This is a genomic window from Afifella sp. IM 167 (assembly GCF_020144925.1).
In the GTDB taxonomy this organism is placed as follows: domain Bacteria; phylum Pseudomonadota; class Alphaproteobacteria; order Rhizobiales; family Afifellaceae; genus Afifella.
The window spans coordinates 23,247-45,278 of record NZ_NSLC01000001.1 but is presented as its reverse complement, the minus strand read 5'-3'; the positions used below and the strand labels follow the sequence as shown (position 1 = coordinate 45,278).

At 65.2% G+C, this 22,032-nt stretch carries 20 protein-coding genes; 10 read left to right on the top strand and 10 right to left on the bottom strand.

Features of this window, described 5'->3' with window-relative positions:
* Positions 1-2: 2 nt before the first annotated feature.
* The 3 genes from CLD20_RS00220 to CLD20_RS00210 are packed head-to-tail and all read right to left on the bottom strand — an operon-like array spanning position 3 to position 5,464.
* Entirely contained in the window at positions 3-1,796 is a 1,794-nt protein-coding gene (locus tag CLD20_RS00220) for an SLC13 family permease (RefSeq protein ID WP_224404573.1), read from the bottom strand.
* Positions 1,797-1,814: 18 nt separating this feature from the next.
* Entirely contained in the window at positions 1,815-3,965 is a 2,151-nt protein-coding gene (mdoH, locus tag CLD20_RS00215) for a glucans biosynthesis glucosyltransferase MdoH (RefSeq protein ID WP_224404572.1), read from the bottom strand.
* Positions 3,962-5,464, bottom strand: coding sequence for a glucan biosynthesis protein (locus CLD20_RS00210; protein WP_224404571.1), 1,503 nt, complete (start codon positions 5,462-5,464; stop codon positions 3,962-3,964). Before CLD20_RS00210 ends, mdoH begins: the two co-directional genes overlap by 4 nt.
* A 319-nt stretch (positions 5,465-5,783) precedes the next feature.
* Here CLD20_RS00210 and ettA point away from each other — a divergent pair, with 319 nt between their 5' ends.
* Positions 5,784-7,442: an energy-dependent translational throttle protein EttA gene (ettA, locus tag CLD20_RS00205; RefSeq protein ID WP_224404570.1), complete on the top strand. Its 1,659-nt coding sequence runs from the start codon at positions 5,784-5,786 to the stop codon at positions 7,440-7,442.
* 55 nt (positions 7,443-7,497) lie between these two features.
* On the top strand, positions 7,498-8,307 hold the full coding sequence (locus tag CLD20_RS00200) for a BglII/BstYI family type II restriction endonuclease (protein ID WP_224404569.1): 810 nt from the start codon (positions 7,498-7,500) through the stop codon (positions 8,305-8,307).
* 21 nt (positions 8,308-8,328) lie between these two features.
* Here CLD20_RS00200 and CLD20_RS00195 read toward each other — a convergent pair whose 3' ends face one another.
* Together CLD20_RS00195 and CLD20_RS00190 are read right to left on the bottom strand one after the other, a co-directional pair.
* On the bottom strand, positions 8,329-8,976 hold the full coding sequence (locus tag CLD20_RS00195; protein WP_224404568.1) for an MT-A70 family methyltransferase: 648 nt from the start codon (positions 8,974-8,976) through the stop codon (positions 8,329-8,331).
* 205 nt (positions 8,977-9,181) lie between these two features.
* Positions 9,182-9,820 carry an MBL fold metallo-hydrolase gene (locus CLD20_RS00190; protein ID WP_224404567.1) on the bottom strand — a complete coding sequence of 213 codons (639 nt, stop codon included), beginning with the start codon at positions 9,818-9,820 and terminating at the stop codon, positions 9,182-9,184.
* A 419-nt stretch (positions 9,821-10,239) separates the two neighbouring features.
* Between CLD20_RS00190 and CLD20_RS00185 the strand changes: the two genes are divergently transcribed.
* Together CLD20_RS00185 and CLD20_RS00180 are read left to right on the top strand one after the other, a co-directional pair.
* Positions 10,240-11,352, top strand: a complete 1,113-nt coding sequence (locus tag CLD20_RS00185) for an alkene reductase (protein WP_224404566.1) — start codon at positions 10,240-10,242, stop codon at positions 11,350-11,352.
* Between the two features lie 89 nt (positions 11,353-11,441).
* Complete coding sequence (locus tag CLD20_RS00180; RefSeq protein WP_224404565.1) at positions 11,442-12,635, top strand: lytic murein transglycosylase; 1,194 nt, start codon at positions 11,442-11,444, stop codon at positions 12,633-12,635.
* Here the strand turns inward: CLD20_RS00180 and CLD20_RS00175 are convergent.
* Positions 12,632-13,258, bottom strand: coding sequence for a hypothetical protein (locus tag CLD20_RS00175; protein ID WP_224404564.1), 627 nt, complete (start codon positions 13,256-13,258; stop codon positions 12,632-12,634). The genes CLD20_RS00180 and CLD20_RS00175 overlap by 4 nt on opposite strands.
* A gap of 132 nt (positions 13,259-13,390) precedes the next feature.
* Between CLD20_RS00175 and CLD20_RS00170 the strand changes: the two genes are divergently transcribed.
* The 4 genes from CLD20_RS00170 (at position 13,391) to CLD20_RS00155 (ending at position 16,616) form a co-directional block, all read left to right on the top strand.
* Positions 13,391-13,675 carry a hypothetical protein gene (locus CLD20_RS00170; RefSeq protein ID WP_224404563.1) on the top strand — a complete coding sequence of 95 codons (285 nt, stop codon included), beginning with the start codon at positions 13,391-13,393 and terminating at the stop codon, positions 13,673-13,675.
* A 249-nt stretch (positions 13,676-13,924) separates the two neighbouring features.
* Positions 13,925-14,887, top strand: coding sequence for an ABC transporter substrate-binding protein (locus tag CLD20_RS00165; RefSeq protein ID WP_370636715.1), 963 nt, complete (start codon positions 13,925-13,927; stop codon positions 14,885-14,887).
* A 2-nt stretch (positions 14,888-14,889) separates the two neighbouring features.
* Entirely contained in the window at positions 14,890-15,819 is a 930-nt protein-coding gene (locus CLD20_RS00160; protein ID WP_224404562.1) for an ABC transporter permease, read from the top strand.
* Entirely contained in the window at positions 15,819-16,616 is a 798-nt protein-coding gene (locus tag CLD20_RS00155) for an ABC transporter ATP-binding protein (protein WP_224404561.1), read from the top strand. Before CLD20_RS00160 ends, CLD20_RS00155 begins: the two co-directional genes overlap by 1 nt.
* 124 nt (positions 16,617-16,740) lie before the next feature.
* Here CLD20_RS00155 and CLD20_RS00150 read toward each other — a convergent pair whose 3' ends face one another.
* The 4 genes from CLD20_RS00150 to CLD20_RS00135 form a co-directional block, all read right to left on the bottom strand.
* Positions 16,741-17,961, bottom strand: a complete 1,221-nt coding sequence (locus CLD20_RS00150) for an alanine racemase (protein WP_224405038.1) — start codon at positions 17,959-17,961, stop codon at positions 16,741-16,743.
* A 102-nt stretch (positions 17,962-18,063) separates the two neighbouring features.
* Positions 18,064-18,414, bottom strand: coding sequence for a hypothetical protein (locus tag CLD20_RS00145; protein ID WP_224404560.1), 351 nt, complete (start codon positions 18,412-18,414; stop codon positions 18,064-18,066).
* A gap of 476 nt (positions 18,415-18,890) precedes the next feature.
* Complete coding sequence (locus tag CLD20_RS00140) at positions 18,891-19,787, bottom strand: methylenetetrahydrofolate reductase (RefSeq protein WP_224404559.1); 897 nt, start codon at positions 19,785-19,787, stop codon at positions 18,891-18,893.
* Entirely contained in the window at positions 19,784-20,779 is a 996-nt protein-coding gene (locus CLD20_RS00135) for a metalloregulator ArsR/SmtB family transcription factor (protein ID WP_224404558.1), read from the bottom strand. Before CLD20_RS00135 ends, CLD20_RS00140 begins: the two co-directional genes overlap by 4 nt.
* Positions 20,780-20,907: 128 nt before the next feature.
* Between CLD20_RS00135 and CLD20_RS00130 the strand changes: the two genes are divergently transcribed.
* Entirely contained in the window at positions 20,908-21,414 is a 507-nt protein-coding gene (locus CLD20_RS00130) for a TrmO family methyltransferase (protein ID WP_224404557.1), read from the top strand.
* A gap of 256 nt (positions 21,415-21,670) precedes the next feature.
* Positions 21,671-21,874, top strand: a complete 204-nt coding sequence (locus CLD20_RS00125; protein ID WP_224404556.1) for a cold-shock protein — start codon at positions 21,671-21,673, stop codon at positions 21,872-21,874.
* Positions 21,875-22,032 lie beyond the last annotated feature (158 nt).

Sequence of the window (22,032 nt, the reverse complement as noted above, 5' to 3'; positions counted from 1 at the left end):
TCTCAGCCTTCCAGCGGCCAGAAAAGGGGGATGACGAGGATGCTCGTGAGGCCCACGACGATGTTCATCGGCAGCCCGACCTTGACGAAATCGGTGAAGCGGTAGCCACCGGCCACATAGACGAGCGTGTTGGTCTGATAGCCGATGGGCGTGGCGAAGGAAGCGCTTGCCCCGAACATGACGGCGACGGCGAACGGACGCGGGTCGAGCCCGAGGCTCGCGGCAAGCCCGACCGCAACGGGCGTCACCACCACGGCGACGGCGTTGTTGGTCACCATCTCCGTCAGGATGGATGTGAGGGCGTAGACGGCGGCGAGCAGTACGATCGGGGGCATCTCCTTCAGATACGGCACGGCGCCGTTCACGATCAGGTCGACGGCGCCCGAGCTGGCGATGCCATCGCCGATTGCCAGCATGGCGAAGATGAGAACGAGGATGCGCCCGTCGATCGCCGCGAAGGCTTCCTGGGCGTCGATGCACCGCGACAGGAGAACGGTGGCGACGCCGAGGATCGCAAGGCCGGCGATGGGCATCAGATCGAAGGCGGCGGCCGCCACGACAGCGGCCAGCACCAGGACAGCGAGCGGCGCTCTGGTTCGACGGTAGGGCTGCGCCTCGGGCTGGTCGAGATTGAAGACACCGCCGTCCTCGACCAGCTCGGAAAGGGCGCGGGGACTGCCTTCCAGAAGCAGCGCGTCGCCGGGCTGCAAGGCCACGGCGTTGAGGTTATGGCCGAGCCAGCGCCGGTGGCGGCTGACGGCCAGCGCGGCGACGCCGTAGCGGCTCGTCAGGGCGAGATCGGGAATGCGCAGGCCCGCATAGTGGGAATCGGGCGCGACCAGCGCCTCCACCAGCTGCGGCGGATTCTCCTCGTCCGGGGCCGTCGTCGGCTCACTCGTGCCCATGCGAATGCCGGAGGTGCCGCGGATGCCGAGAAGCTCGCCGAGCGAGGCGCTGACGGCGATGCGGTCGCCAGCTTCGAGCTCCTCGTTGAGGAGGTTGCGGCGGATGACGCTTCCCTGGCGGCGCACGGCAAGCAGCGTGACGCCCGGCTCCGTCAGCGCCGGTACCTCGGCGAGCCGCTTTCCGATGAGGGAGGATTGCTCGGGTATACGGAAGTCGGAAATGAAGGCTGCGCCCTGCTGCGCCTGCAGCACCTCTCCGAGACTGGGGCGATCGGGCAGGAAACGTTGCGCCAAGAAAAGGTAGAGGCTGCCGACCACCGCCACCACGATACCCAGCGGAGCGATGGAGAAGATGCTGAAAGGTTCGAGGCCGAGCCCGCGCGCGACGCCGTCGACGAGAATATTCGTCGAGGTGCCGATGAGCGTGCAGGTGCCGCCGAGGATCGCCGCATAAGAAAGGGGAATGAGGAGCTTGGAGGGTGACGTCCCGACGGTGCGGGCAAGGCCCATCACGACAGGGATCAGCACCATCACGACCGGCGTATTGTTGAGGAAGGCGGAGGCGGCGACCGTCGCGGCGAGAAGCGCGAGGATGGCATAGACCGGCCGCCGTGTCGCGCGCGAGAGGATGAAACGCGAGGTCGCTTCCAGAGCACCCGTGCGCACCAGCGCGCTGGAAAGGACGAACATCGCCCCGATGGTGATCGGGGCGGGGTTGGAGAAGACGGCCAGCGCCGATTTCGTGTCGACGATGCCGAGAGCGAGAAAGAGGGCGGCGCCGACGACCGCCACGACCTCCGGCGGGAAGCGCTCCAGCACGAAGAATACAAAGACGGTCCCGAGGATCGCGAGGGCGATCCACGCCTGGTACTCGGCGACGAAAGCGATCATGCGGAGGGTGTGCTGCTGCTAGGCTGCCCGCTCGCGCGCGTCTGTGCGGGCGGCGAGAGATGCCAGCCTCTCCACCTCGCTCGGATGGGCGGCGACGGCAAGTCGCTCCTGCTGGTCGAGCCAGGCGAGGGCTTCGTCGAGATCCTGCGCATCATCGATCTTCTTCGTCGCGCTCAAGAGGAAACGGTCCGCCTCACCGCGCCCCTTGGCGGGGGGCGGCGTCAGCCATGCCTGATAGGCCTGGCGCATCTCGGCGGAGCGGGCGAGAGCGGCGAGGGGGTCTTCCTCGAAGGCGGGCTGATCGGCGAGGATTTCGTCGCGTCGCCTGGCGATGGCCGGCCTGGACATCTCTTCCGGGATAATGAGAAGGCCGCGATGGGCGAGGTCCTTGCCGATCTCCTCGCTGGCGCTCCAGCGCGACAGCACCGGTGCGAAGACCAGGCCGATGACGATCGGCGACAGCCAGGCCAGGATCACCGGCGAGACCAGCATGGCGACGGCGGCGAGGAAGACGCCGAAGAAGACATGGCCGCTATGGGTCTTCCACAGCGCGCCCCAGGCTTCGAGGCTTCCCTTGCGACCCTGGGGCGCCCAGCCGGAATCGCGCTGGCGCAGGATGTCCCAGACATGCCGGCTCTGCAGCATCATCATGATCGGGGCATAGAGGGTGGAGGCGAGGATCTCGAAGATCGTGCCGAGGACGATGCTGGAGGCGCCGCCATGCACCTTGCGAAGGTTCGGCAACATGATCGCCCGCAGCATGCCGGCGATCTTCGGGATGAAGAGGATGAAGAGCGTGAAGCCGAAGAGCGCGAGCATGCGCTCGGAATCGAAGACCGGCCAGTTGGGGAAGAGCTGGTGATCCTCTCCGAAATAGACGGGCGTCACGAACTTGGCCTGCACCGCCAGGACGAGGCCGACCATGATGAGGAGAAGCCAAAGCGGAGAGGAAAGGTAGCTCATGATTCCGATAAGGAAATGGAGCCGCGAGGCCGGCGCGAGGCCCTTGGCGCCGATCACCTTGGAATGCTGCAGGTTGCCCTGTGCCCAGCGGCGGTCGCGAATGGCGGTGGCGATCAGGGAGGGCGGGCTCTCCTCCCAGGAATCGACGATGTCGATCGCCATCTCCACCCGATAGCCGGCGCGGCGCAGGAGCGCCGCCTCGACGAAATCGTGGGACAGGATGGGCCCGCCAAAAGGTGGCTTGCCTGGCAGAGGCGGAAGGCCGCAGCAAGCGGCGAAAGCCCGTGTGCGGATGATGGCGTTGTGGCCCCAGTAGTTGCCGTCCGAGCCCTGCCAGGCGGCCATGCCGCCGGCGACCACCGGTCCGTAGACCGCCCCGGCGAACTGCTGAAGGCGCGCAAACAGGGTGGTGCCGTCGAAGAGCCGCGGCACGCTCTGCAGCAGGCCGAGGTCGGATTCAGCTTCCATGCGCGCAATCATCCGCAGGATTGCGTCGGCCTCCATCAGGCTGTCGGCGTCGAGCACCAGCATGAAGTCGTAGCGTCCGCCCCAGCGCGCGACGAAGTCCTCGATGTTGCCGGACTTCTTGGCGGCGTTGATCGGGCGACGGCGGTACCAGACGGGCATGATTCCGGCGAGGCCGGCGGCGAGGCGCTCCATGGCAACGGTCTCGCGCACCAGCGAGTCGCCACGATTGGAATCGGAAAGGACGACAATCTCGAAGGCATGCGCATGGCCGATACGGGCGAGATCTTCGCCCATCGCCTGCAGGCTCGCCGAGATCATGTCAGGGTCCTCGTTGTAGACCGGCATGACGATGGCCGTGCGGCTCGAGAGCGGCCTTTGCGGCACGGCCCGCGTCGGCTTCGGGCGCGGGGCGAGGAGGCCGGCGATCGCAAAGCTCGTCGACATGGCGATCCACGAATAGGTGATGGCGAAGAAGAACGTCATCACGCCTTCGAGCACCGTCACGCCGCCGGCCGCGACGACGGCGATCATCTCGTGGATACCGTAGATGATGAGGCCGAGAGCGGAGCAGACGGCGATCACGCGCGCATGGCGCGCGGCGAAGGAGTTGCTGCGCGGATAGCGCGGCTGCGGCACGGCGGAGAAGTCCTGCTGCGGCATCGGCAGCGGCTGAGGCGCCGGCATCGGCCCGAAGGGACGCAATACCCTGTCCTCGGTCGGAGCGCTCTGTTCGCTCATTCGGGAATCCAGCGGTAGAGCCAGGTTTCGCTGGCCGGGGTGTCACCCTTCATGATGCGCAGGCGGAACTCGGTCAGCTCGTCCTCCGGCGTGAAGAGGAACGTCGCTCTCAATCCCTTGATCAGCGGGTTGGTTTGCAAGACCGGCCCCTCGACCTTTCCGTGCGTGGCGGAGACTTCCAGCTTCAGATCCTGGAGATTGGGCAAGAGGCCGCCTTCCGGGACGAAGTCGATGACATAAAGGTTGCGATCTTGATGGAAGTTCCGTCCGCCCCGGCTTTCGGCCACATAAAGAAAGCCTTCGGGCAGTTTCGGACGGTCCGTCCAGCGCATGCGGTAAGCAAAAGTGTAGGGGGCGCCCGGCGCGATCTTGTAGGAGGGACGCCAGAAGGCGACGACATTGTCGTGGATTTCGAGGTCGGTCGGAATCTCCAGGAGCTCGATCTGGCCGTTCGCCCATGTGCCGATCGGCTCGATCCAGACGCTTGGCCGGCGCTCGTAGCGCGCCTCCAGGTCCTGGTAATCGTCGAATTCGCGGGACCGCTGAACGAGGCCGAAACCGCGCGGAGCGGGGTCCATGAAGGATGAACTCTGCAGCGTCGGGTAATTGCCGAGGGGCCGCCACACCCATTCGTTGTTGCCGGTCAGCATCTCCAGGCCGTCGCTGTCGTGGACCTGGGGGCGATAGTCGTTGAAGCCCGTCCGGTTGAGCGGGCCGAAAAGGAACATGGAGGTGAGCGGCGCCAGGCCGACATGGTTGAGGTCGGTGCGAGGAAAGAGGGCGCCCGTTACCTCGATGCCCGTATCGCGGCCCGGCCGCACCACGAAGCGGTAGGCGCCGGACGTCGAGGGGCTGTCGAGGAGGGCGAAAATCGTCAAGACTTCCTCGCCGGGCTGCGGCTTGACGATCCAGAAAGAGGTGAAGCGGGGAAACTCCTCCCCGCCCGGGTCGCCGGTCTTCAGGGCGAGGGCGCGCGCGGAAAGCCCATAGAACTGGCCCTGACCGACGGCGCGGAAATAGGTGGCTCCCTGGAAGACGAGAAATTCGTCCCAGACATCCGGGCTATTGATCGGGTTGTGCACGCGGAAGCCAGAAAAGCCGAGGTCTTCGCCTGCCGGCGGTTGCGGGGCCTGGCGGAAATTGAACATGGCCGGGTCGTAGACGACCGGCTTTGCCTGATCGCCTTCCACGATGGAGATGTTCACCCGCTCCTTGAACAGGGCGCCGCGATGGAGGAAGTCGAGCTGGAAGCCGATGCCTTCCTCGCCGCGCCAGATTCTCCGCTCGCGGTTGAACTCGATCTCGCGGAAGAGAGCGTAGTCCATGTCCTTGTAGGTTTCGGGCAGATCATCCTGGGGCGCCTGGTAGGGGCGCTGCGCGAGCGCCGCGGCGCGACCCTTCAGCCAGTCCCAGGAGAAGGCAGGATTCGCCGGCGGAGCGACGAGCTCCTCGCCTGCCTGGTCGGTCTCTGTGGCGCCGTTTCCGGAGCGCTGTGCCAATGCTTGTCCGGAGGCGCCCGTCGCAGCGGTCGCCAGTGAAGCGAGAAGAAATGCCCGCCTATCCATCTATGTCTCGTTGTTAGGGGTCGTCTTCGCGAGCGAATGCCCACAGTCCTAACACCTCTACTACAAGCCAGTTGCGGCGGCAGTGTGATTTTTTCGCAGCGCACCATTCTTGCCCTGCCGGCCCCGTGTGAGCGGGCGCGGCGAGGCGGGGAAGGCCGATCGCGTGCGATGCGGCATTGCTCCTGGGCGCTGCCTCGCCTATGTCAGCGGCGAATTTTCCTGAACTTTTCGAGACGAATGGAGATCGGCGACGATGGCGCGCCAGTTCATCTACCACATGTCGGGCCTGTCGAAGGCCTTTTCCGGCGGCAAGAAGGTACTGGATAATATCCACCTGTCCTTCTACCCCGACGCCAAGATTGGCGTGCTCGGCCCCAACGGCTCGGGCAAGTCGACGCTTCTGAAGATCATGGCCGGCATGGACAAGGAGTTTACCGGCGAGGCCTGGGCCGCGGACGGTGCGCGCGTCGGCTATCTGCCGCAGGAGCCGCAGCTCGATCCGGACAAGGACGTGCGGGGCAACGTCATGGACGGCGTCGCGGCCAAGCAGGCGATCCTCGATCGCTACAACGAATTGATGATGAACTACTCCGACGAGACGGCGGAAGAAGCATCGAAGCTGCAGGATCAGATCGATAGCGCCAATCTCTGGGATCTTGATTCAAAGGTGGAGATGGCGATGGAGGCCCTGCGCTGTCCGCCGGGCGATGCCGACGTCGCCAGCCTTTCCGGCGGCGAGAAGCGCCGCGTGGCGCTGTGCAAGCTGCTCCTGGAAGAGCCGGAGCTGCTGCTGCTCGACGAGCCGACCAACCATCTCGACGCGGAGACGGTGGCGTGGCTGGAAAAGCATCTGGAGATCTATCCGGGCGCCGTCCTCATCGTCACCCATGACCGCTACTTCCTCGACAACGTGACGGGCTGGATCCTGGAGCTCGATCGCGGCCGCGGCATCCCCTACGAGGGCAACTACACCGCCTATCTGGAATCGAAGTCCAAGCGCATGAAGCAGGAATCGCGCGAGGACGAGGCGCGCCAGAAGGTGATCGCCCGCGAGCGCGAATGGATGGGCCGCTCGCCGCAGGCGCGCCAGGCCAAGTCCAAGGCCCGCATCAAGGCCTATGACGAGCTTCTGAAAGCGAATCAGGAACGCATGGCAAGCCGCGATGCGCAAATCGTTATTCCGCCGGGGCCGCGGCTCGGCGACGTCGCCATCGAGGCCGAGGGCCTGACCAAGGGCTACGGCGAGCGGCTGCTCATGGAGGATGTTTCCTTTCAGCTGCCGCCGGGCGGCATCGTTGGCGTCATCGGCCCGAACGGCGCCGGCAAGACGACGCTCTTCCGCATGCTGACGGGACAGGAAAAGCCCGATGGCGGGGAGATCCGCCTCGGCGACACCGCGGTCCTCGGCTATGTCGACCAGAGCCGCGACGACATGGATGCGAACGCCTCCGTCTGGCAGGAGATCTCCGGCGGGGCGGAAGTGATCCAGCTCGGCAAGCGCGAGATGAATTCCCGCGCCTATGTGGGCGCCTTCAACTTCAAGGGCGGCGACCAGCAGAAGCCGGTCGGCAAGCTCTCGGGCGGCGAGCGCAACCGGGTGCACCTGGCCAAGATGCTGAAATCGGGCGCCAACATCCTCCTCCTCGACGAGCCGACCAACGACCTCGACACGGAGACGCTGGCGGCGCTGGAAGAGGCTCTGGAAGATTTCGCCGGCTGCGCGGTGGTGATCAGCCATGACCGCATGTTCCTCGACCGGCTCGCCACGCATATCCTCTCCTTCGAGGGCGACAGCCATGTCGAATGGTTCGAGGGCAACTTCGAAGCCTATGAGGAGGACAAGAAGCGCCGCCTCGGCTCGGACGCGGTGGAGAACCCCAGAAGGCTGAAATACAAGCCGCTGACGCGGTAGGGACCGAATAGGAAGCAGATGTGCGATCGGGGCTCGAAGCGGCTATAGTTACAATATGATCTCTGACGACGACAGCGACGAACACGAAGAGGACACAGAGCTCGAGCCGATCGAGGAGACCGAGCCCAACGAGGTCGCTGACGATCCCTCGTTGGTGGAGACGTACATCCCTGAAGATGTGAGGGATAAGTACGAAGTCCTCAGCTATCGAGGTGCGGTTGTCTTGCTTGCACTTGGCTATCCAGAGGAGTTTGGACAACTCCTACATATGCTTCGTAGTTTCAGTATCACTACTAAGATGATCAGGATGCCGGGGGGCAACGAGTCGGAGGTGCCTAAGGTCGTAAACCGGATTCTTCGTCCTCTCGATTGGAGGGAGACCATCATCCGAGGCGACCTGCGGGTGAGGAGAATATCGAAACGTTTATCAGGGACGAAAAAAAACGGAAAACCAACATATACCTCGCATGTAGATGAAATGCAGAGGAATAACTATATAGATGGCCATAAGATTGACTACGTGAAGGGGAAGGTTGCCTTCGATCTGGAGTGGAATAGTAAAGACCAGACGTTTGATAGAGATCTATACGCCTTCAATGCATTTCATTTGAGTGGCGTGATTGACGTTGGAGTACTGCTCACGCGCGGTGCCTCGCTCACGGCAGTGCTGAGGGAACTCGGACCCGCGCTTGATAAAAAGGGTAATCCCGCCTCCACCCTCACCATCAAGAAGTATGGGGCGAGCACAACTTGGTGGGGCAAGCTGGTTTATAGGCTAAATGCGGGTAGAAACGGTGGATGTCCAGTGCTCGCGGTCGGAATTCGTCCTGCCTGCATTGAGGATTGGCCTCCCAAGGAGATCTAGGCCTTCGGTGCTATAGGAGATCTAGGCCTTCGGTGCTATTCCAACCTGGCTATGGTACGAATACGTCTCCCAAGTGGGCTTGTAGCTGTCGTTCGCTTGATCGCCCCAATAAGTCCAGCCGGGGCGGGTGCCGCGTGCAAAAAGCTCCAGGTAGGGGCCTTTCGAACAACTTTCGATGATATGATACTGCTCGTCCGGCTTGCGCGAATGCTCTCGCTTCCGCGAGGCCATATAGTTCACTTGGCTGCGCCCCGGCTGCAACGTGCGGGCGTTCTTGCCGCGGGTGCCGAATAGCAAAAGCTCCGTCACATTGCGAAAATAGAAGCCGACGCCTCGACCGTCGGATCCACCGTCCTTACGCACTTTGTGCCAGACGATGTTGGATTTGTAGTCGAAGCCCCACGCCTGCAGGACGCGAATTCCATCGGGGAGAAGCGCATTCGGGACCCAGAGATAGAGATGAGCGGGCATTGCGGTGAGTTCAGCCACCGGAAGCGAGCAAATCTCGTCCGTTGACAGGGTGCCATAGCGCGATAGCCGCCTGTGTTCGGGTGCCACTTTTCCTGTGCGATTGGTAAAACGCCAAGGCGGATCGGCGAGGACAGTGTGAAAGTGTTTCCTTGCCTTCGGGCCAAGTTCGGCAAACGCACTCTGTGGATCAATCAGCATAGAACCGCCCTCCCGGCGGGACGATAGCTTAGGAACATATGAAGAACAAGTGATGTTTGGCTACGGTCGCATGATTCGGCTCCTGCGTCGCTGCCTTGGGAGCGAAATCACAGAAAGATCAGCCAGTCGGAAGCTCGGTGGCCGTCGGAAAGAGAGCGGGCCGATGTCACAAGCCCCGGGTGACCCGTGCAGCACCTGCGTGCGGCTAAAACCCCGGCAGCACCAGCACCTTGGGGCTCTTCGGCAGGGTGGCGATGGAGACCGTCGTCTCCGCGCCCGTATTCACCTCCACGTCGAAATCCTCGTCGAGCCGGGCGAGAAAGCGCTGCAGCGTGCCCATGCCGAAGTAGTGCATCGGCAGGATGAGCCGGGATTTCAGCACTTTCAGCGTTTCCACGACGGCGTCCTGACTCATCGTATAGGAGCCGTCGACGGCCACCATGACGACGTCGAGCTGGCCGATGGTGGCAAGGTCCTCCGGCGCCAGCACATGGTGGAGGTGGCCGAGATGGCCGATGCACAGATTGGCCGTCTCGAAAATGAAGATGGAATTTCCCGCCTCCTCGCGCGTGCCGAAGCGGCGTATGTCCGTCGGCACGTTGCGGATGAGGACGTCGCCGACGGTGAGATAGTGGCGCGCCGGGCCGCCTTCCGGGTTCCAGCCTCTCAGGACATGGCCGATCGCCGGATCGGGGCTCTCGGTATAGTGCGAGGTATGGGCGTGGTTCATGGTGACGACGTCCGGCGTCACGCCGCCCGCCCAGCCATCGTAATCGGTGGCGATGTTCACGCCCCCGGGCGTGGTGATGAGGAAGGTGGCGTGACCGATGAAGCGGATCGTCACCGTTCCGGTCTCCGGTGGCGAAAGGCCGAGCGGCCCGCCCTGGACCGGAAGTGGGATGGGAGCGGGCGCCGGAACACGCCGGAATTTCGCATGCAGGGTCGGCGGCGCGGCCTCGGCTATGGCAAGGCAGCGGCTTGGCTGTGGCGCCTCGGCTCCCTGCGCGAGGAGGGGCGCTGCCGACGCCGGCGAGGCGAGGGACATGGCCGCCAAGATGGCGGCGCAGGCGGCGATCCGGCGGACGAGAAGGAAGGGGTGCATCGAGGGTGCTCCGGCTTCTTCACACAAAAGGTTAGCGCGCTGGACAAGGGCTGCAATCTTCATGGGGCTGCCATTCGCCGCCTGTGTTCTTCGCTGCCGCGCACTACGTGAGGGGGACTGCCGCCCTGGCGGTATATTGCCACCCGTTTCAAGGACGCGACATGCACGATAATTTGCCCAAGCTTTTCCAGCCGATCGATCTCGGCCCGACCTCTCTTTCCAACCGGATCGTCATGGCGCCGCTGACCCGAAGCCGCGCCGACGAGAACGATGCGCCGCGCGAGATGCACGTGGAGTATTACCGCCAGCGCGCCACGGCCGGCCTCATCATCGCCGAGGCGACCCAGATCACCCAGCAGGGCAAGGGCTACGCCTTCACGCCCGGCATCCATTCCGATCTGCAGGTGGAGCGCTGGCAAAAGGTGACCGACGCCGTGCACGAGGCTGGCGGCAAGATGTTCCTGCAGCTGTGGCATGTCGGGCGCATCTCGCATCCCGACCTTCAGCCGAATGGCGGCCTGCCCGTGGCGCCCTCCGCCGTCAAGCCGGACGTCAAGGCCTTCACCGAGACGGGCTTCAAGGACATCCCGGAGCCGCGGGCGCTTGCCGCCGACGAGCTGCCGGGCATCGTGGAGGATTATCGCCGCGCCGCGCAGAACGCCAAGAATGCCGGCTTCGACGGCGTCGAGGTGCATTCGGCGAATGGCTATCTCCTCGACCAGTTCCTGCGCGACAAGACCAACCGCCGGCACGACACGTTCGGCGGCAGTATCGACAACCGGATGCGCTTTCCGCTGCAGGTGGTCGATGCCGTCACCGAGGTCTGGGGGCCGGAGCATGTCGGCATCCGCATCTCGCCGGTGAGCCCGGCGAACGACTGTGCCGATTCCGATCCGGAGCCGCTCTTCCGGGCCTATGTGCGCGAACTCTCCGAGCGTGGGCTCGCCTATCTGCACGTCATCGAGGGCGCGACCCGAGGGCCGCGCCAGGTCGAGGGTGCCTTCGACGTGACGACACTGAAGCAGGAATTCTCCGGCCTCTACATCGGCAATAACGGCTACGATCGGGCCCTCGCCATATCGGCCGTTGAAGAGGGCAAGACGGACCTCGTCGCCTTTGGTCGTCCCTTCATCTCCAATCCGGACCTGGTGGAGCGGCTTAAGAGCAACGCGCCGCTCGCCGAGTGGGACGAGACGACCTTCTATGGCGGCGGAGAGCATGGCTACACGGACTACCCGCCGCTCTCTGCGGGTGCTCGCGCGGCCCAGGCCTGAGGCTTTCCCTCCCACCTGCCTTGAAACCGTCGCCGCGCCCCCCAGAATTGGGGCGCAGGCGAAAGCCTTGCGAATCAGCGGGAGGAAAGATGCGCTTTTGGAACATCCTGGCCGGGGCCGCCCTGGCGGCGTCCCTGACGGCTCTCACGGCCGCGCCGGTCAGCGCGCAGCAATGCGGTGGCGATTTCGCGGCTTGGAAGTCCGGCGTGCGCAAGGACGCGCAGGGGGCAGGCGTTTCGGCGCGGGCGCTGTCCGTCCTCGACGACGTCGCCTACGACAAGCGGGTCATCTCGCGGGACCGGGCCCAGGGCGTCTTCAGCCAGAGCTTTGCCGAATTCGCCGGCCGTATGGTCAATTCCTACCGGCTGAAGAACGGCAAGGCTCTGCTCGGCAAATACGCCTCCACCTTCGGCAAGATCGAGCAGCAATACGGCGTGCCCGGACCCGTGATCGCCTCCTTCTGGGCGCTGGAGACGGATTTCGGCGCCGTGCAGGGCGATTTCAACACACTCAACGCGCTGGCGACACTCGCCTTCGATTGCCGCAGGCCGGAACTCTTCCGCCCGCAGCTCATCGCGGCGCTGAAGCTTCTCGACCGTGGGGACCTTTCGCGCTCGGAGATGGTCGGCGCCTGGGCGGGCGAGCTCGGCCAGACGCAGATCCTTCCCTCCGACTATCTGGAATCGGGCGTCGACTATGACGGCGACGGGCATGTGAATCTGAAGAGGAGCGTGCCGGACGTGCTTGCCACCGCCGGCAACTTTCTTCGCAAGCTCGGCTGGCAGGCAGGACAGCCCTGGCTGCAGGAGGTGACGATCCCCGCCGACATCCCCTGGGCGGAGGCCGGGCTTTATTCGAAGCTGCCGGTAAGCCAGTGGGCCGGATGGGGCGTCAAGGCGCGCTCCGGCTCGCTGCCGGCGGGCAGCCTGCCTGCCTCGCTCGTCCTGCCGATGGGGCGGAACGGGCCGGCTTTCCTCGCCTATCCGAACTTTCATGTGTACCTGGAATGGAACCAGTCCCTCGTCTACGCGACGACGGCGGCCTATCTCGCCACGCGCCTCGACGGCGCGCCGCCGGCCAATATGGGCTCGGGAACCAACGGGCTCTCGGCGGCGCAGATGAAGCAGCTGCAGCAGGCGCTCATCAACCGCGGATACCAGGTCGGAAAAGTCGACGGCATCCTCGGAGCGATGACGCGGGATGCGGTGCGCTCCGAGCAACTCCGCCTCGGCCTGCCGGCCGATGCCTGGCCGACGCCGGAGCTTCTCGCGAAGGTTCGCTAGGGCGCGACCGGCGCGGAGGGAGGGGGCGCGGCGGCGAGCCGCGTGCCGCCCGGCCTCGCGGCAAAGAGGGTCTGCGGGTCCTGGACGAGGTAGAAAATGCCTGTCGGGGTCGGATCGGTGATGTGAAACGCAAAGCGCACGTTCCGGCCCGGATCGACAGACCCTCCGAAGAAGCGCAACCGATCGTAGGGCTCGAACCGTCGGTCGGATTCCGAAAAGGCGTCGGAGGAGACTTCCTCCGGCACCAGCCTTCCCTGGTCGAAAGAGAGGCCGTCGCCGTAGATCGACGGGACGTTGAGCCTTTCCTGCAGCTCCATGTCGAAGCCGGCCCAGATGCGCCCGGAAAGGTTCTCGACCACCTTCCGGAGATGCAGCGCCATCCAGCCGCGGGGCGAATATCGCTGCTCCATGCCGATCCTGCGAACCACAAGCGTCACCGGGCCGACGCCATCGATCTCCTCGTGCAGGATGAACGGATCTGCCGTCGTGCCGCTGCCGGCTAGCCCGACGAGGCGGAAGCCGCCGAGTTCGTCGGAGAAGGCATAGCCCGCGGCACGCAGCTCTCTCGCGCCCGCCGGCGCGGCGAGGAGGCCAAGAGCGGCAAGGAGACAAAGAGCCCGCATCGCCAGAGGTTGGCAGAGGCGTCAAAGGCCGGCAAGCGAGCAGGGTTCATGTGCCAGCCGGGGGGGGGGGCGGGCGCCGCAAGGCTGGTTGAGAAGCTCTGGCGCAAAGCCTAGGCTTCCCTAGCGCATGCCATGAAATACGCCGGGGCTTTCCTCATCACCGCGCTTCTTGTCGCTCGCGGCGGCGGGGCAGCGCAGGCGCAGAGCGAGGATGCCCGCATCCGCGAGATCATGATCGAGCAATCGATCACGGCCTATTCCGGGCCATGTCCCTGTCCCTACAATGTGATGCGCAACGGACGCCGCTGCGGTGGCTTCAGCGCCTGGTCGAAGCCGGGCGGCGCTTCGCCCTTGTGCTATCCGGACGACATTTCGGCGGAGATGGTGGCGGAGTTCCGACGCCGGCATGGCCTGTAGGCGTCAGGAGACCGGCAACGGCCTTCATGCCGGCCTGACATCGGACGAACAACCGCAGGTTCGGAGTCGCGAAGGAGTTGCCCGACGCGTTTGCCGTGCTATCGGTAAATCGTTGAAAAGCGATCTCTTTGGCGGGGACCTGGCCGAAGAGGGGTGTCCTGTGGCCGAAGACCGGACCGACAGGGGGGCGCCCCGGCAAGCCGCCGAGGCGGGATCACCGCTTCTCCATGACCTTGAAAGGGGGCTCACATGCGCATGCTGAAACGTGCCGCTCTCGCCGCGCTCATTGCCGGCGTCGCCAGCGTGGCGGCCGCACAGGATATGAAGACCGTCGCCATTACCTATATCGTCGAGCATCCGGCGCTGGATGCGGTCCGCAAGGGCATTATCGACGGGCTGGCCGAGGCCGGCTTCAAGGAAGGCGAGAACCTGAAGATCGTCGCCCGCTCGGCGCAGGGCAACATGGCCACGCAGGCGCAGATCGCCTCCGAATTCGCCGGCCTCAAGCCTGACCTTGCCGTCGGCATCTCCACGCCGTCGGCCCAGGCCGTGAAGCATGCTCTGGAAGATACGCCTGTGATCTTCGCCGCCGTCACCGACCCGGTCGGTGCCGGCCTCGTGGAGAGCCGCGAGAAGCCGGGCGGCATGGTCACCGGCACGAGTGACCAGCAGCCCTACGAGCCGACCCTCGACCTGATCAAGGCGCTGGTTCCCGGCATCAAGAATCTCGGCGTCATCTACAATCCGGGCGAGGCGAACGCCGCCAAGCAGGTGGAAGACCTCAAGACAGCCGTCGAGCCTTACGGCATGACGCTGATCGAGGCGCCGGCCGCGCAGTCGACGCTCGTTTCCGACGCCGCGCGCAGCCTTGTCGGGCGCGCCGACGCCGTGCTCCTGCCGGTCGACAACACCGTCGTCTCGGTGCTGGAAGGCGTCGTCACGGTCGGCGAGCGGGCAAAGCTTCCCGTCTTCGCCTCCGATGTCGATTCCGTCGACCGCGGCGCCATCGCCGCCCTCGGCTTCGACTACTATCAGATGGGCCTTCTCTCCGGCGAGATGGCCGCCGAGATCCTCAACGGCAAGAAGCCCGCCGACATCCCTGTCGCTGTCTCGCAGAGCCAGGACCTTTATCTCAACGCCGTTTCGGCCGAGAAGATGGGCGTTACCATCCCTGAAGACATGCTCGCCAAGGCGAAGAAGGTCGTTCGCTAGAGATGAGTCTTTTCGCCTTTGCAGGCGCGATTGAATCGGGGCTTCTGTTCTCCCTCGTCGCGCTCGGGGTGTTTCTGTCGTTCCGTGTGCTCGACTTCCCCGACCTGACAGTTGATGGCAGCTTTCCCCTCGGAGCCGCGGTCGCGGCCGCCGCTCTGGCTTCCGGCATCGACCCGTTCCTGGCCACCGGGCTTGCGATCCTCGCCGGCTGGGCGGCCGGGCTGGTGACCGCCACGCTCAATGTGCGCTTCGGCATCATGAACCTTCTGTCCGGCATCCTGACGATGGTGGCGCTCTTTTCCATCAATCTCAGGATCATGGGCGGGCCGAACGTCCCGCTCTACAACGTCGATACGGTGTTCGACGTCGCCGAGAGCTGGATCGATCTCGGGCTGTGGACGAATACCCTTCTCATCGCCGTCTTTGCCATCGGCGCGAAACTTCTCACCGACTGGTTCCTGAAGACCGAGATCGGACTGGCGCTGCGCGCCTCCGGCGAGAACCCGGCCATGGCCGAGGCGCAGGGGATCGCCGTCGGGCGCATGAGGCTCGTCGGCATGGCGATGAGCAACGGATTCGTGGCGCTGGCGGGCGCGCTCTTCGCGCAGCTTCAGGGCGTCGCCGACGTTTCCATGGGCATCGGCACCATCGTCACGGGACTTGCCGCGCTGATCATCGGCGAGGCGGTTCTCGGCCGGCGCATGGTCTTCGTGGCGACGCTCGGCTGCATCGTCGGCGCGCTGATCTACCGGCTTTTCATCGCGCTCTCGCTCAGCGCCGGCTGGATCGGCATCCAGCCGCAGGATCTCAACCTCGTGACGGCGATCGTTGTCGCCATCGCCGTCATCCTTTCCAAGGGGAGGGCGCAGCGCAGCCGGCGCAAGGCCGGCGGCGCGCCGAATACCGCCCCCGCAGCGAAGAAGGCCGGCTGATGCTGAAGCTCGACGACATCTCCGTCACCTTCAACGCCGGCACGCCGACCGAGGTGCGGGCGCTGACCGGTATCGACCTTCATATCCACGATGGCGAGTTCGTCACCGTCATCGGCTCCAACGGGGCCGGGAAGTCGACGCTCCTTTCCGTCGTGGTGGGCACGGTGAAGCCGGAGCGCGGCAGCGTCTATCTCGACGGCGAGGCGGTGACCGCCTGGCCGCCGGCGAAGCGGGCGATGCATGTGGGGCGCGTTTTCCAGGAGCCGCGCCTCGGCACCTGCTCCTCGCTCTCCATCGAGGAGAATCTCGCGCTCGCTGCGGCGCGCGGCAAGAACCGGACCCTGAAGGGCGCGCTCGGCTCGCGTTCCAACCGGCAATGGCTGGCTGACCAGGTGGCGAAGCTGGAGATCGGCCTGGAAGACCGCATGACCCAGCCGGTCGGCACGCTCTCGGGCGGACAGCGGCAGGCGATCAGCCTCCTGATGGCGACGCTCCTGCCGATGAAGATCCTCGTCCTCGACGAGCATACGGCGGCGCTCGATCCGGGCGCGGCGGCCAAGGTGCTGGCGCTATCGACCGAGATCGCCGAGACGCGCAAGCTGACGACGCTGATGGTGACGCATTCGATGCGCGACGCGCTCGCCGTCGGCCACCGGACCATCATGATGGATTCCGGCCGCATCGTGCTCGACTTCACCGAGGAGGAGCGGGCCAAGCTGACGGTGCAGGACCTTTCCAACCTGTTCGGCAAGGCGATCGGCAAACAGATCGATGACGACAAGCTGATGCTCGCCTGAGTTTTCCACAGGATGGGGAGCGTTTGCGGGCAAGCCTGTGCACAGGCGTGGAAAGCCTGTGCAAACCTTGTGGATAAATCGATTCAGAGACGATGGATAAGCCTGTGGAAAGGCTGGGGAGTTCTCAGTCCGCCATGGTCTCGATGGCGGCAAAGCCCTCCGGCTCCTCGCCGGCATCGAAGGGCGTCTCCACCTCCACGACTGTGTCCGGATAAAAGCCGTTGAAGCGGCTCCTCAGCGCCAGCGAATAGGCGCCGATATGGCCGATCTCGATCCAGTCGCCGGTATCGACCGTCTCCGGCAGCCAGAAGGGGCGCGAGAGGATGTCGACGCTGTCGCAGGTCGCGCCGCAGACCTTGAACGGCACGATGTTCTCGGCGTTGCCAGTGCGCCGCTTGCGCGCCGGATCGGGGATGAAGCGGGCGGGCAGGGTGATCTTGCCCGTCCAGGAATCCGAAAGCGAGGCCCAGATGCCGTCGTTGATGTAGATGCGCTTTCCCTTCTTCAGGAGCACGCGCACGATCAGCGAGATGGAGCGGGCGACGATGACGCGGCCGGGCTCGGCGATCAGGGGCATGTCGGAAAAACCCCATTCGACGATGTCTTTCCTCAGCCGCTCCATGATCTCCTCGAAGCTCGGCATGACCGGCTTCTTGCGGCGGGGATCGTGGCCGTAGGAGGCGGGGAAGCCGCCGCCGATATCAAGCGCGGCGAGCTCCACGCCGGCGCGCGATCGCACCCAGTCGGCCGAGCCGAGCGCGCGCTCGTAGATTTCCGGATCCTCGATCTGGCTGCCGACATGGAAGGCCAGGGCCGGCTTGAAGCCAATGCCGTCGAGGCGCTGCAAAAGCTCCACCGCATGGGCCGGGGCGGCGCCGAACTTCTTCGAGAGCTCGTAGGTCGCCGAGCCCTTGGTCTGCAGGCGCACGAAGAGACTGACATCGGCCGGATCGAGATCCATGCCGCGCACGATCCTCAGGATCTTGGCGACCTCGTCCTCGTGGTCGAGAGAGAGGGTGCGGATGCCGTAGGTCTCCAGCGCGAGACGGATATCCGACTGCGCCTTCACCGGATGCATGTAGAGAAGCTCGGCCTCGGGCGCGGCCGCCCTGGCGGCGGCGAATTCGGCGGGGCTGGCGACGTCGAACGCCTTCACGCCGGCACGGGCGATCTCCTCCAGGACGAAGGGCTCGCCGTTGGTCTTGACCGCATAGGCAGTCTTGCCGGGAAACGCATCGGCGAAACGTCGGGTGTCTTCCGTGAGCACCGCAGGTCGGAAACAATAGACCGGAACGTCCGGCCTCATCTCCAGCGCGGCCTCGCGTGCATTCGCAAAGGTCTTGATGGTCTTGCCCCAATCCGGAGGAATCGCCGCCTGAACCGTTTAGCAGGAGAGGGCGGCGGGGCGAAGACCCTCCGTCAGGTGCATTTAAGCCGGCGAAGGCTTCTAGAAGCGGCGTGCCTCGTGCCTGGGCGTTACCTTCACGCGCACCGGCACGGGCCGAAGCTCCGGCTGACGGTGGTCGAGGAAGGAAAGCACCGGCAGGCGGCGACGCGGAAGCGTGCCGCGCTCGTCGAAATCCACGCCCATCAGGACGGCGCTGGCGACGGCCGCGCTACCGAAGGTGACGGAGAAGGCGACGAGAAGCAGCATCAGCGGCAGCGCCGGGTTGGCGGCATGGCTGATCAGCGTGAAGAGGCCGCCCGTGTCGAAGGCGAAGAGGATGGCCAGAAAGCTCCAGCCGATGGCGGAGCCGACGAGGACATGACGAAGAAGGAACCTGAGCAATGGGGGCATAGTGCCTCTCAAGTCTGGAGTCGCGCCAAGAAGCCATTTTTCAGCCGTAATTGCGGCCGTTGCAAGGCCTGTATCCTCCCATTTTTTCCCCAATTCTTCGGCGGTCTCTTCGGCACTGCATCATGGCTTAAATGCCTATAGCGACTCGGCAAACGGGATCGCGTCGAGTTTTCGTCAAACCGCTGCGATGCGTCGCAGCGACGAAAACCGTTCCGCGAGGCATTTTTTGCCGCTAGACTTTAGTCGTAACGATGCGGGAGGCTGACCAATGAGCGTGACACGATCCCTCAATGCAATCGCATTCCTGTCGGCATTCGTTTTCATCTGCGCGATTGTGCTTGGCGCAATCTGAGCGCGTGACTTCCGACTGATCGCGGGACTTCTGGAAAGCTGAAAACTGCCTGATCCGGGGCCTTCGCGGCCCCGGACAGCATGACCGGCGCCCCCCTCGCGAAAGGCGGGACTTCGAGCCAGCCTCAGGCGGCCTGTCGGTCGGCGTTCCGGCTGCCCCGGCGGTCGCCGTTGAAGCCGGCGGCGCGCAGCACGGCCGATACCAGCTTGTGCTGGTTGAGCGTGTAGACGTGGAAGCCCGGCACGCCGCGGCGGGCGAGATCTTCCATCTGACGCGCACACAGTTCCACCGCCGCGTCGAAATGCGCCTCGCCGGAGAGCGAGGCGAGCGGGCGCAGGCTTTCGGGAATGCGCGCGCCACAGCGGCCTGCGAACTTTTCCACCGAGGCAAAGCGATGCACCGGCAGGAGCCCCGGGACGACGGCGATGTCGATGCCGGCGGCGCGGACGCGGTCGCGGTAACGCTCGAAATCCTCGTTGTCATAGAAGAACTGGGTGATGGCGCGCGTCGCTCCCGCCTCGCGCTTGCGCCTCAGGATCGCAAGCTCCGTCTCCCAATCCGGGCTTTCGGGATGGCGCTCGGGATAGGCGCTGACCGAAATCTCGAAGGGGGAGATCCTTTTCAGGCCCCGGATGAGGTCGGCGGTGTCGGCGTAGCCCTCCGGGTGGGCGACATAGGGCGTGCCCGGGCCCTCGGGCGGGTCGCCGCGCAGCGCCACGAAATGGGTGACGCCGGAACGCGCAAACGTGTCGATCGCCGCGTCCACGTCGGCGCAGGAGGCCGAGACGCAGGTCAGGTGTGCCGCCGCCCGCAGGCCGAGCTCGGAGACGAGGAGCCGGATTGCCGCAAAGGAGCGCTCCTTGGAGGAGCCACCGGCGCCGTAGGTGACGGAGACGAAATCCGGGGAGAAGGCGGCAAGGCGGGTCGCTGCTTCCCGGAAAGCCTCGTTCTGTTCGTCGTTCTTCGGTGGAAAGAACTCGAAGGAGAGTTCCGGTCCGGTTTGCTTCTCGCTGCTACTCATAGACTGCCTCCACCGACTGCGCCCGGCTCCCTGCCGGCTGCCGCCTTCAGGGAGGCGCAGATCGTGACCGTGAGTTGCTCGCCGCTGCCGCTCGGCGGCGAGAGATGGGAAAGTTTGGGGGCGGCAAGCTCGGTCGCGGCGAGCCATGCCGTCAATTGCTCGTCGGAGAAGCCAAGACGCCGGTGGGCGTGCTCCTCGCGCAGGAACTCCACGTGGTGCGGGGCGAAATCGACGATGAGGAGGGTACCGCCAGGCGCGAGCACGCGCGTCGCTTCGGCGATTGCCGCCGCCGGGTCGTCGAGGAAGTGCAGCACCTGATGCAGCACGACAAGATCGTAAGCGCCGCGCGGCAGGGGCAGTGCGAGGGCATCGCCGGCCCGCAGCTGCACGCGCGGGAGCCCGGCGCTTTCCATATGGGCGCGGGCCAGCGAAAGCATCTGCGGTGAGCGGTCGACGCCCGTCAGGCGCTCGGCGCGGCCCGCCAGAAGCTCCAGCATGCGGCCGGAGCCCGTGCCGATATCGAGCAGGGCGCGAAACCGGCTCTTGCCGAGCGCGGCGAGGATCGCCTCCTCAACCTCGCCCTCCGGCACGTGCAGGGCGCGCAGACGATGCCATTCCTCCGCATGCTCGGCGAAATAGCGCTCGGCCGCCTCCTGGTTGCGGCTGCGGATGAGAGCGAGGCGCTCGTGATCGCGGCGAAGCTGAGGTTCGCCGGTGCTCTCTGCGAGACCATCGAGGGCGGCGCGGGCAAGGGTTGCGGCTGCGCCGTCGCGCGCAAGCCGGTAATAGACATGCGCGCCTTCCGGCATGCGGCGGATGAGGCCGGCCTCCGTCAGGATCTTGAGATGGCGCGAAATGCGCGGCTGCGACTGGCCGACGACCTCCACTAGCTCCTTCACGGGACGCTCGCCTTCGGCCAGCAGCGCCAGAAGGCGCAGCCGTGTCTCGTCGGCGAGCGCCTGTGCGGCGCGTGAAAGGGCGGCAAGCTCCATCGGCTTCGGCATTCCTAGAAAGATATAAAGATACCTTTATACCGAGATCGGCGAGGATGCAACGGCTGGGCGCGCCTCGCGGCAATCCGGCGCTTGATCGGAAGGGGGAGGCGGGCCTTACTTGGCGCATGGAGAACAACCCCATCCGCGCCGGCGAAGTGGCGCTGCCGTTCGACCCCGCCGAGACCGCAGACGATGCGCGGCTCATCTATATCGGCCATGCCGAAACGCCATGGCGCCCGGAGCGAGACTGCCCGCGCAACACGCGCCAGGTGCGCGAGCGGCTCGCCGAAGAACCGGAGCTTTCCTTCCGCGTCCATATCGACCTGCCGTTCCGCCCGGGCCTGAAAGACGTAAAGGCGGGCGACAAGGTGATGGTGCTGATGTGGATGAACGGGTCGCGACGCGACCTGATCATCCAGAATTCGCGCCACCGCGCGGAGCCGGCCGGGCTCTTCTCCCTGCGCTCCCCGGTGCGGCCGAATCCGATCGGGCTCTCGCTCGTCCGGGTGAAGGGGATTGACCGGGAGGCTGGCGAGATCACCGTCGACGCGCTCGACTGTTTTGATGGCACGCCGATCCTGGACCTCAAACCCTGGATTGAGACGATCGACCGGCTTGCCGACGAGCCCTGACGGCGAAGGCCGCTTTTCAGGGCGACAGCCCGGCGCAAGCCTGCCCGCTCAAGTTGTTGTTGCGGGGCGGCCTTGAAAGCGCCGCACGGCTCTGCCATATGAGCGTCATCCGGCCGTGATCCCACGGTCATACGCGCCCGATAGCCTGGGTCGATCCGGGCGGCGCGCTTACTACCCCCATTCAACTATCGCCAGCCCGCAGCCAGCGCGTGCATCGCGTGGCGCGGAAGCGATTCGATCCAAGGAATTACGACAAATGCATACCGGAAACGTCATGTGGTTCGACGCCCGCAGAGGCTACGGCTTCATCCGCCCCGACGAGGGCGCGGACATCTTCGTCCACCGCACCGCCCTGGAGCGGGCCGGACTGAAGACGCTGCAGCCGAACCAGATCGTGTTCTTCGATGTGGAGATGCGCGGCGAGGAGCTGACCGCGACCGATCTCACCGCTCTCAACTAAGCTTCCAGCCGGTGCGCTCGCGGCCCAGTAGGCCACGGAGCGCGCCGCGCCGTCGCCGGCTGCCCGAAAGGGCGACACCGGTGCGACTTCCTCCCCCGCCCTGGCATGCTATCCCTTCCTGATAGGCAAGGGGTCGCTTGGCGCCCTCCGCGCGGCCC

Bases quoted from the DNA above. Each gene is read 5' to 3' on its own strand.
- CLD20_RS00135 (WP_224404558.1), bottom strand. From the start codon at position 20,779: ATGGAGCTTGCCGCCCTTTCACGCGCCGCACAGGCGCTCGCCGACGAG.
- CLD20_RS00130 (WP_224404557.1), top strand. From the start codon at position 20,908: ATGGAGAACAACCCCATCCGCGCCGGCGAAGTGGCGCTGCCGTTCGAC.
- CLD20_RS00170 (WP_224404563.1), top strand. From the start codon at position 13,391: ATGAAATACGCCGGGGCTTTCCTCATCACCGCGCTTCTTGTCGCTCGC.
- CLD20_RS00155 (WP_224404561.1), top strand. From the start codon at position 15,819: ATGCTGAAGCTCGACGACATCTCCGTCACCTTCAACGCCGGCACGCCG.
- CLD20_RS00175 (WP_224404564.1), bottom strand. From the start codon at position 13,258: ATGCGGGCTCTTTGTCTCCTTGCCGCTCTTGGCCTCCTCGCCGCGCCG.
- CLD20_RS00125 (WP_224404556.1), top strand. From the start codon at position 21,671: ATGCATACCGGAAACGTCATGTGGTTCGACGCCCGCAGAGGCTACGGC.
- CLD20_RS00195 (WP_224404568.1), bottom strand. From the start codon at position 8,976: ATGCTGATTGATCCACAGAGTGCGTTTGCCGAACTTGGCCCGAAGGCA.
- CLD20_RS00220 (WP_224404573.1), bottom strand. From the start codon at position 1,796: ATGATCGCTTTCGTCGCCGAGTACCAGGCGTGGATCGCCCTCGCGATC.
- CLD20_RS00200 (WP_224404569.1), top strand. From the start codon at position 7,498: ATGATCTCTGACGACGACAGCGACGAACACGAAGAGGACACAGAGCTC.
- mdoH (WP_224404572.1), bottom strand. From the start codon at position 3,965: ATGAGCGAACAGAGCGCTCCGACCGAGGACAGGGTATTGCGTCCCTTC.
- CLD20_RS00140 (WP_224404559.1), bottom strand. From the start codon at position 19,787: ATGAGTAGCAGCGAGAAGCAAACCGGACCGGAACTCTCCTTCGAGTTC.
- CLD20_RS00180 (WP_224404565.1), top strand. From the start codon at position 11,442: ATGCGCTTTTGGAACATCCTGGCCGGGGCCGCCCTGGCGGCGTCCCTG.
- CLD20_RS00145 (WP_224404560.1), bottom strand. From the start codon at position 18,414: ATGCCCCCATTGCTCAGGTTCCTTCTTCGTCATGTCCTCGTCGGCTCC.
- CLD20_RS00160 (WP_224404562.1), top strand. From the start codon at position 14,890: ATGAGTCTTTTCGCCTTTGCAGGCGCGATTGAATCGGGGCTTCTGTTC.
- CLD20_RS00185 (WP_224404566.1), top strand. From the start codon at position 10,240: ATGCACGATAATTTGCCCAAGCTTTTCCAGCCGATCGATCTCGGCCCG.
- CLD20_RS00165 (WP_370636715.1), top strand. From the start codon at position 13,925: ATGCGCATGCTGAAACGTGCCGCTCTCGCCGCGCTCATTGCCGGCGTC.
- ettA (WP_224404570.1), top strand. From the start codon at position 5,784: ATGGCGCGCCAGTTCATCTACCACATGTCGGGCCTGTCGAAGGCCTTT.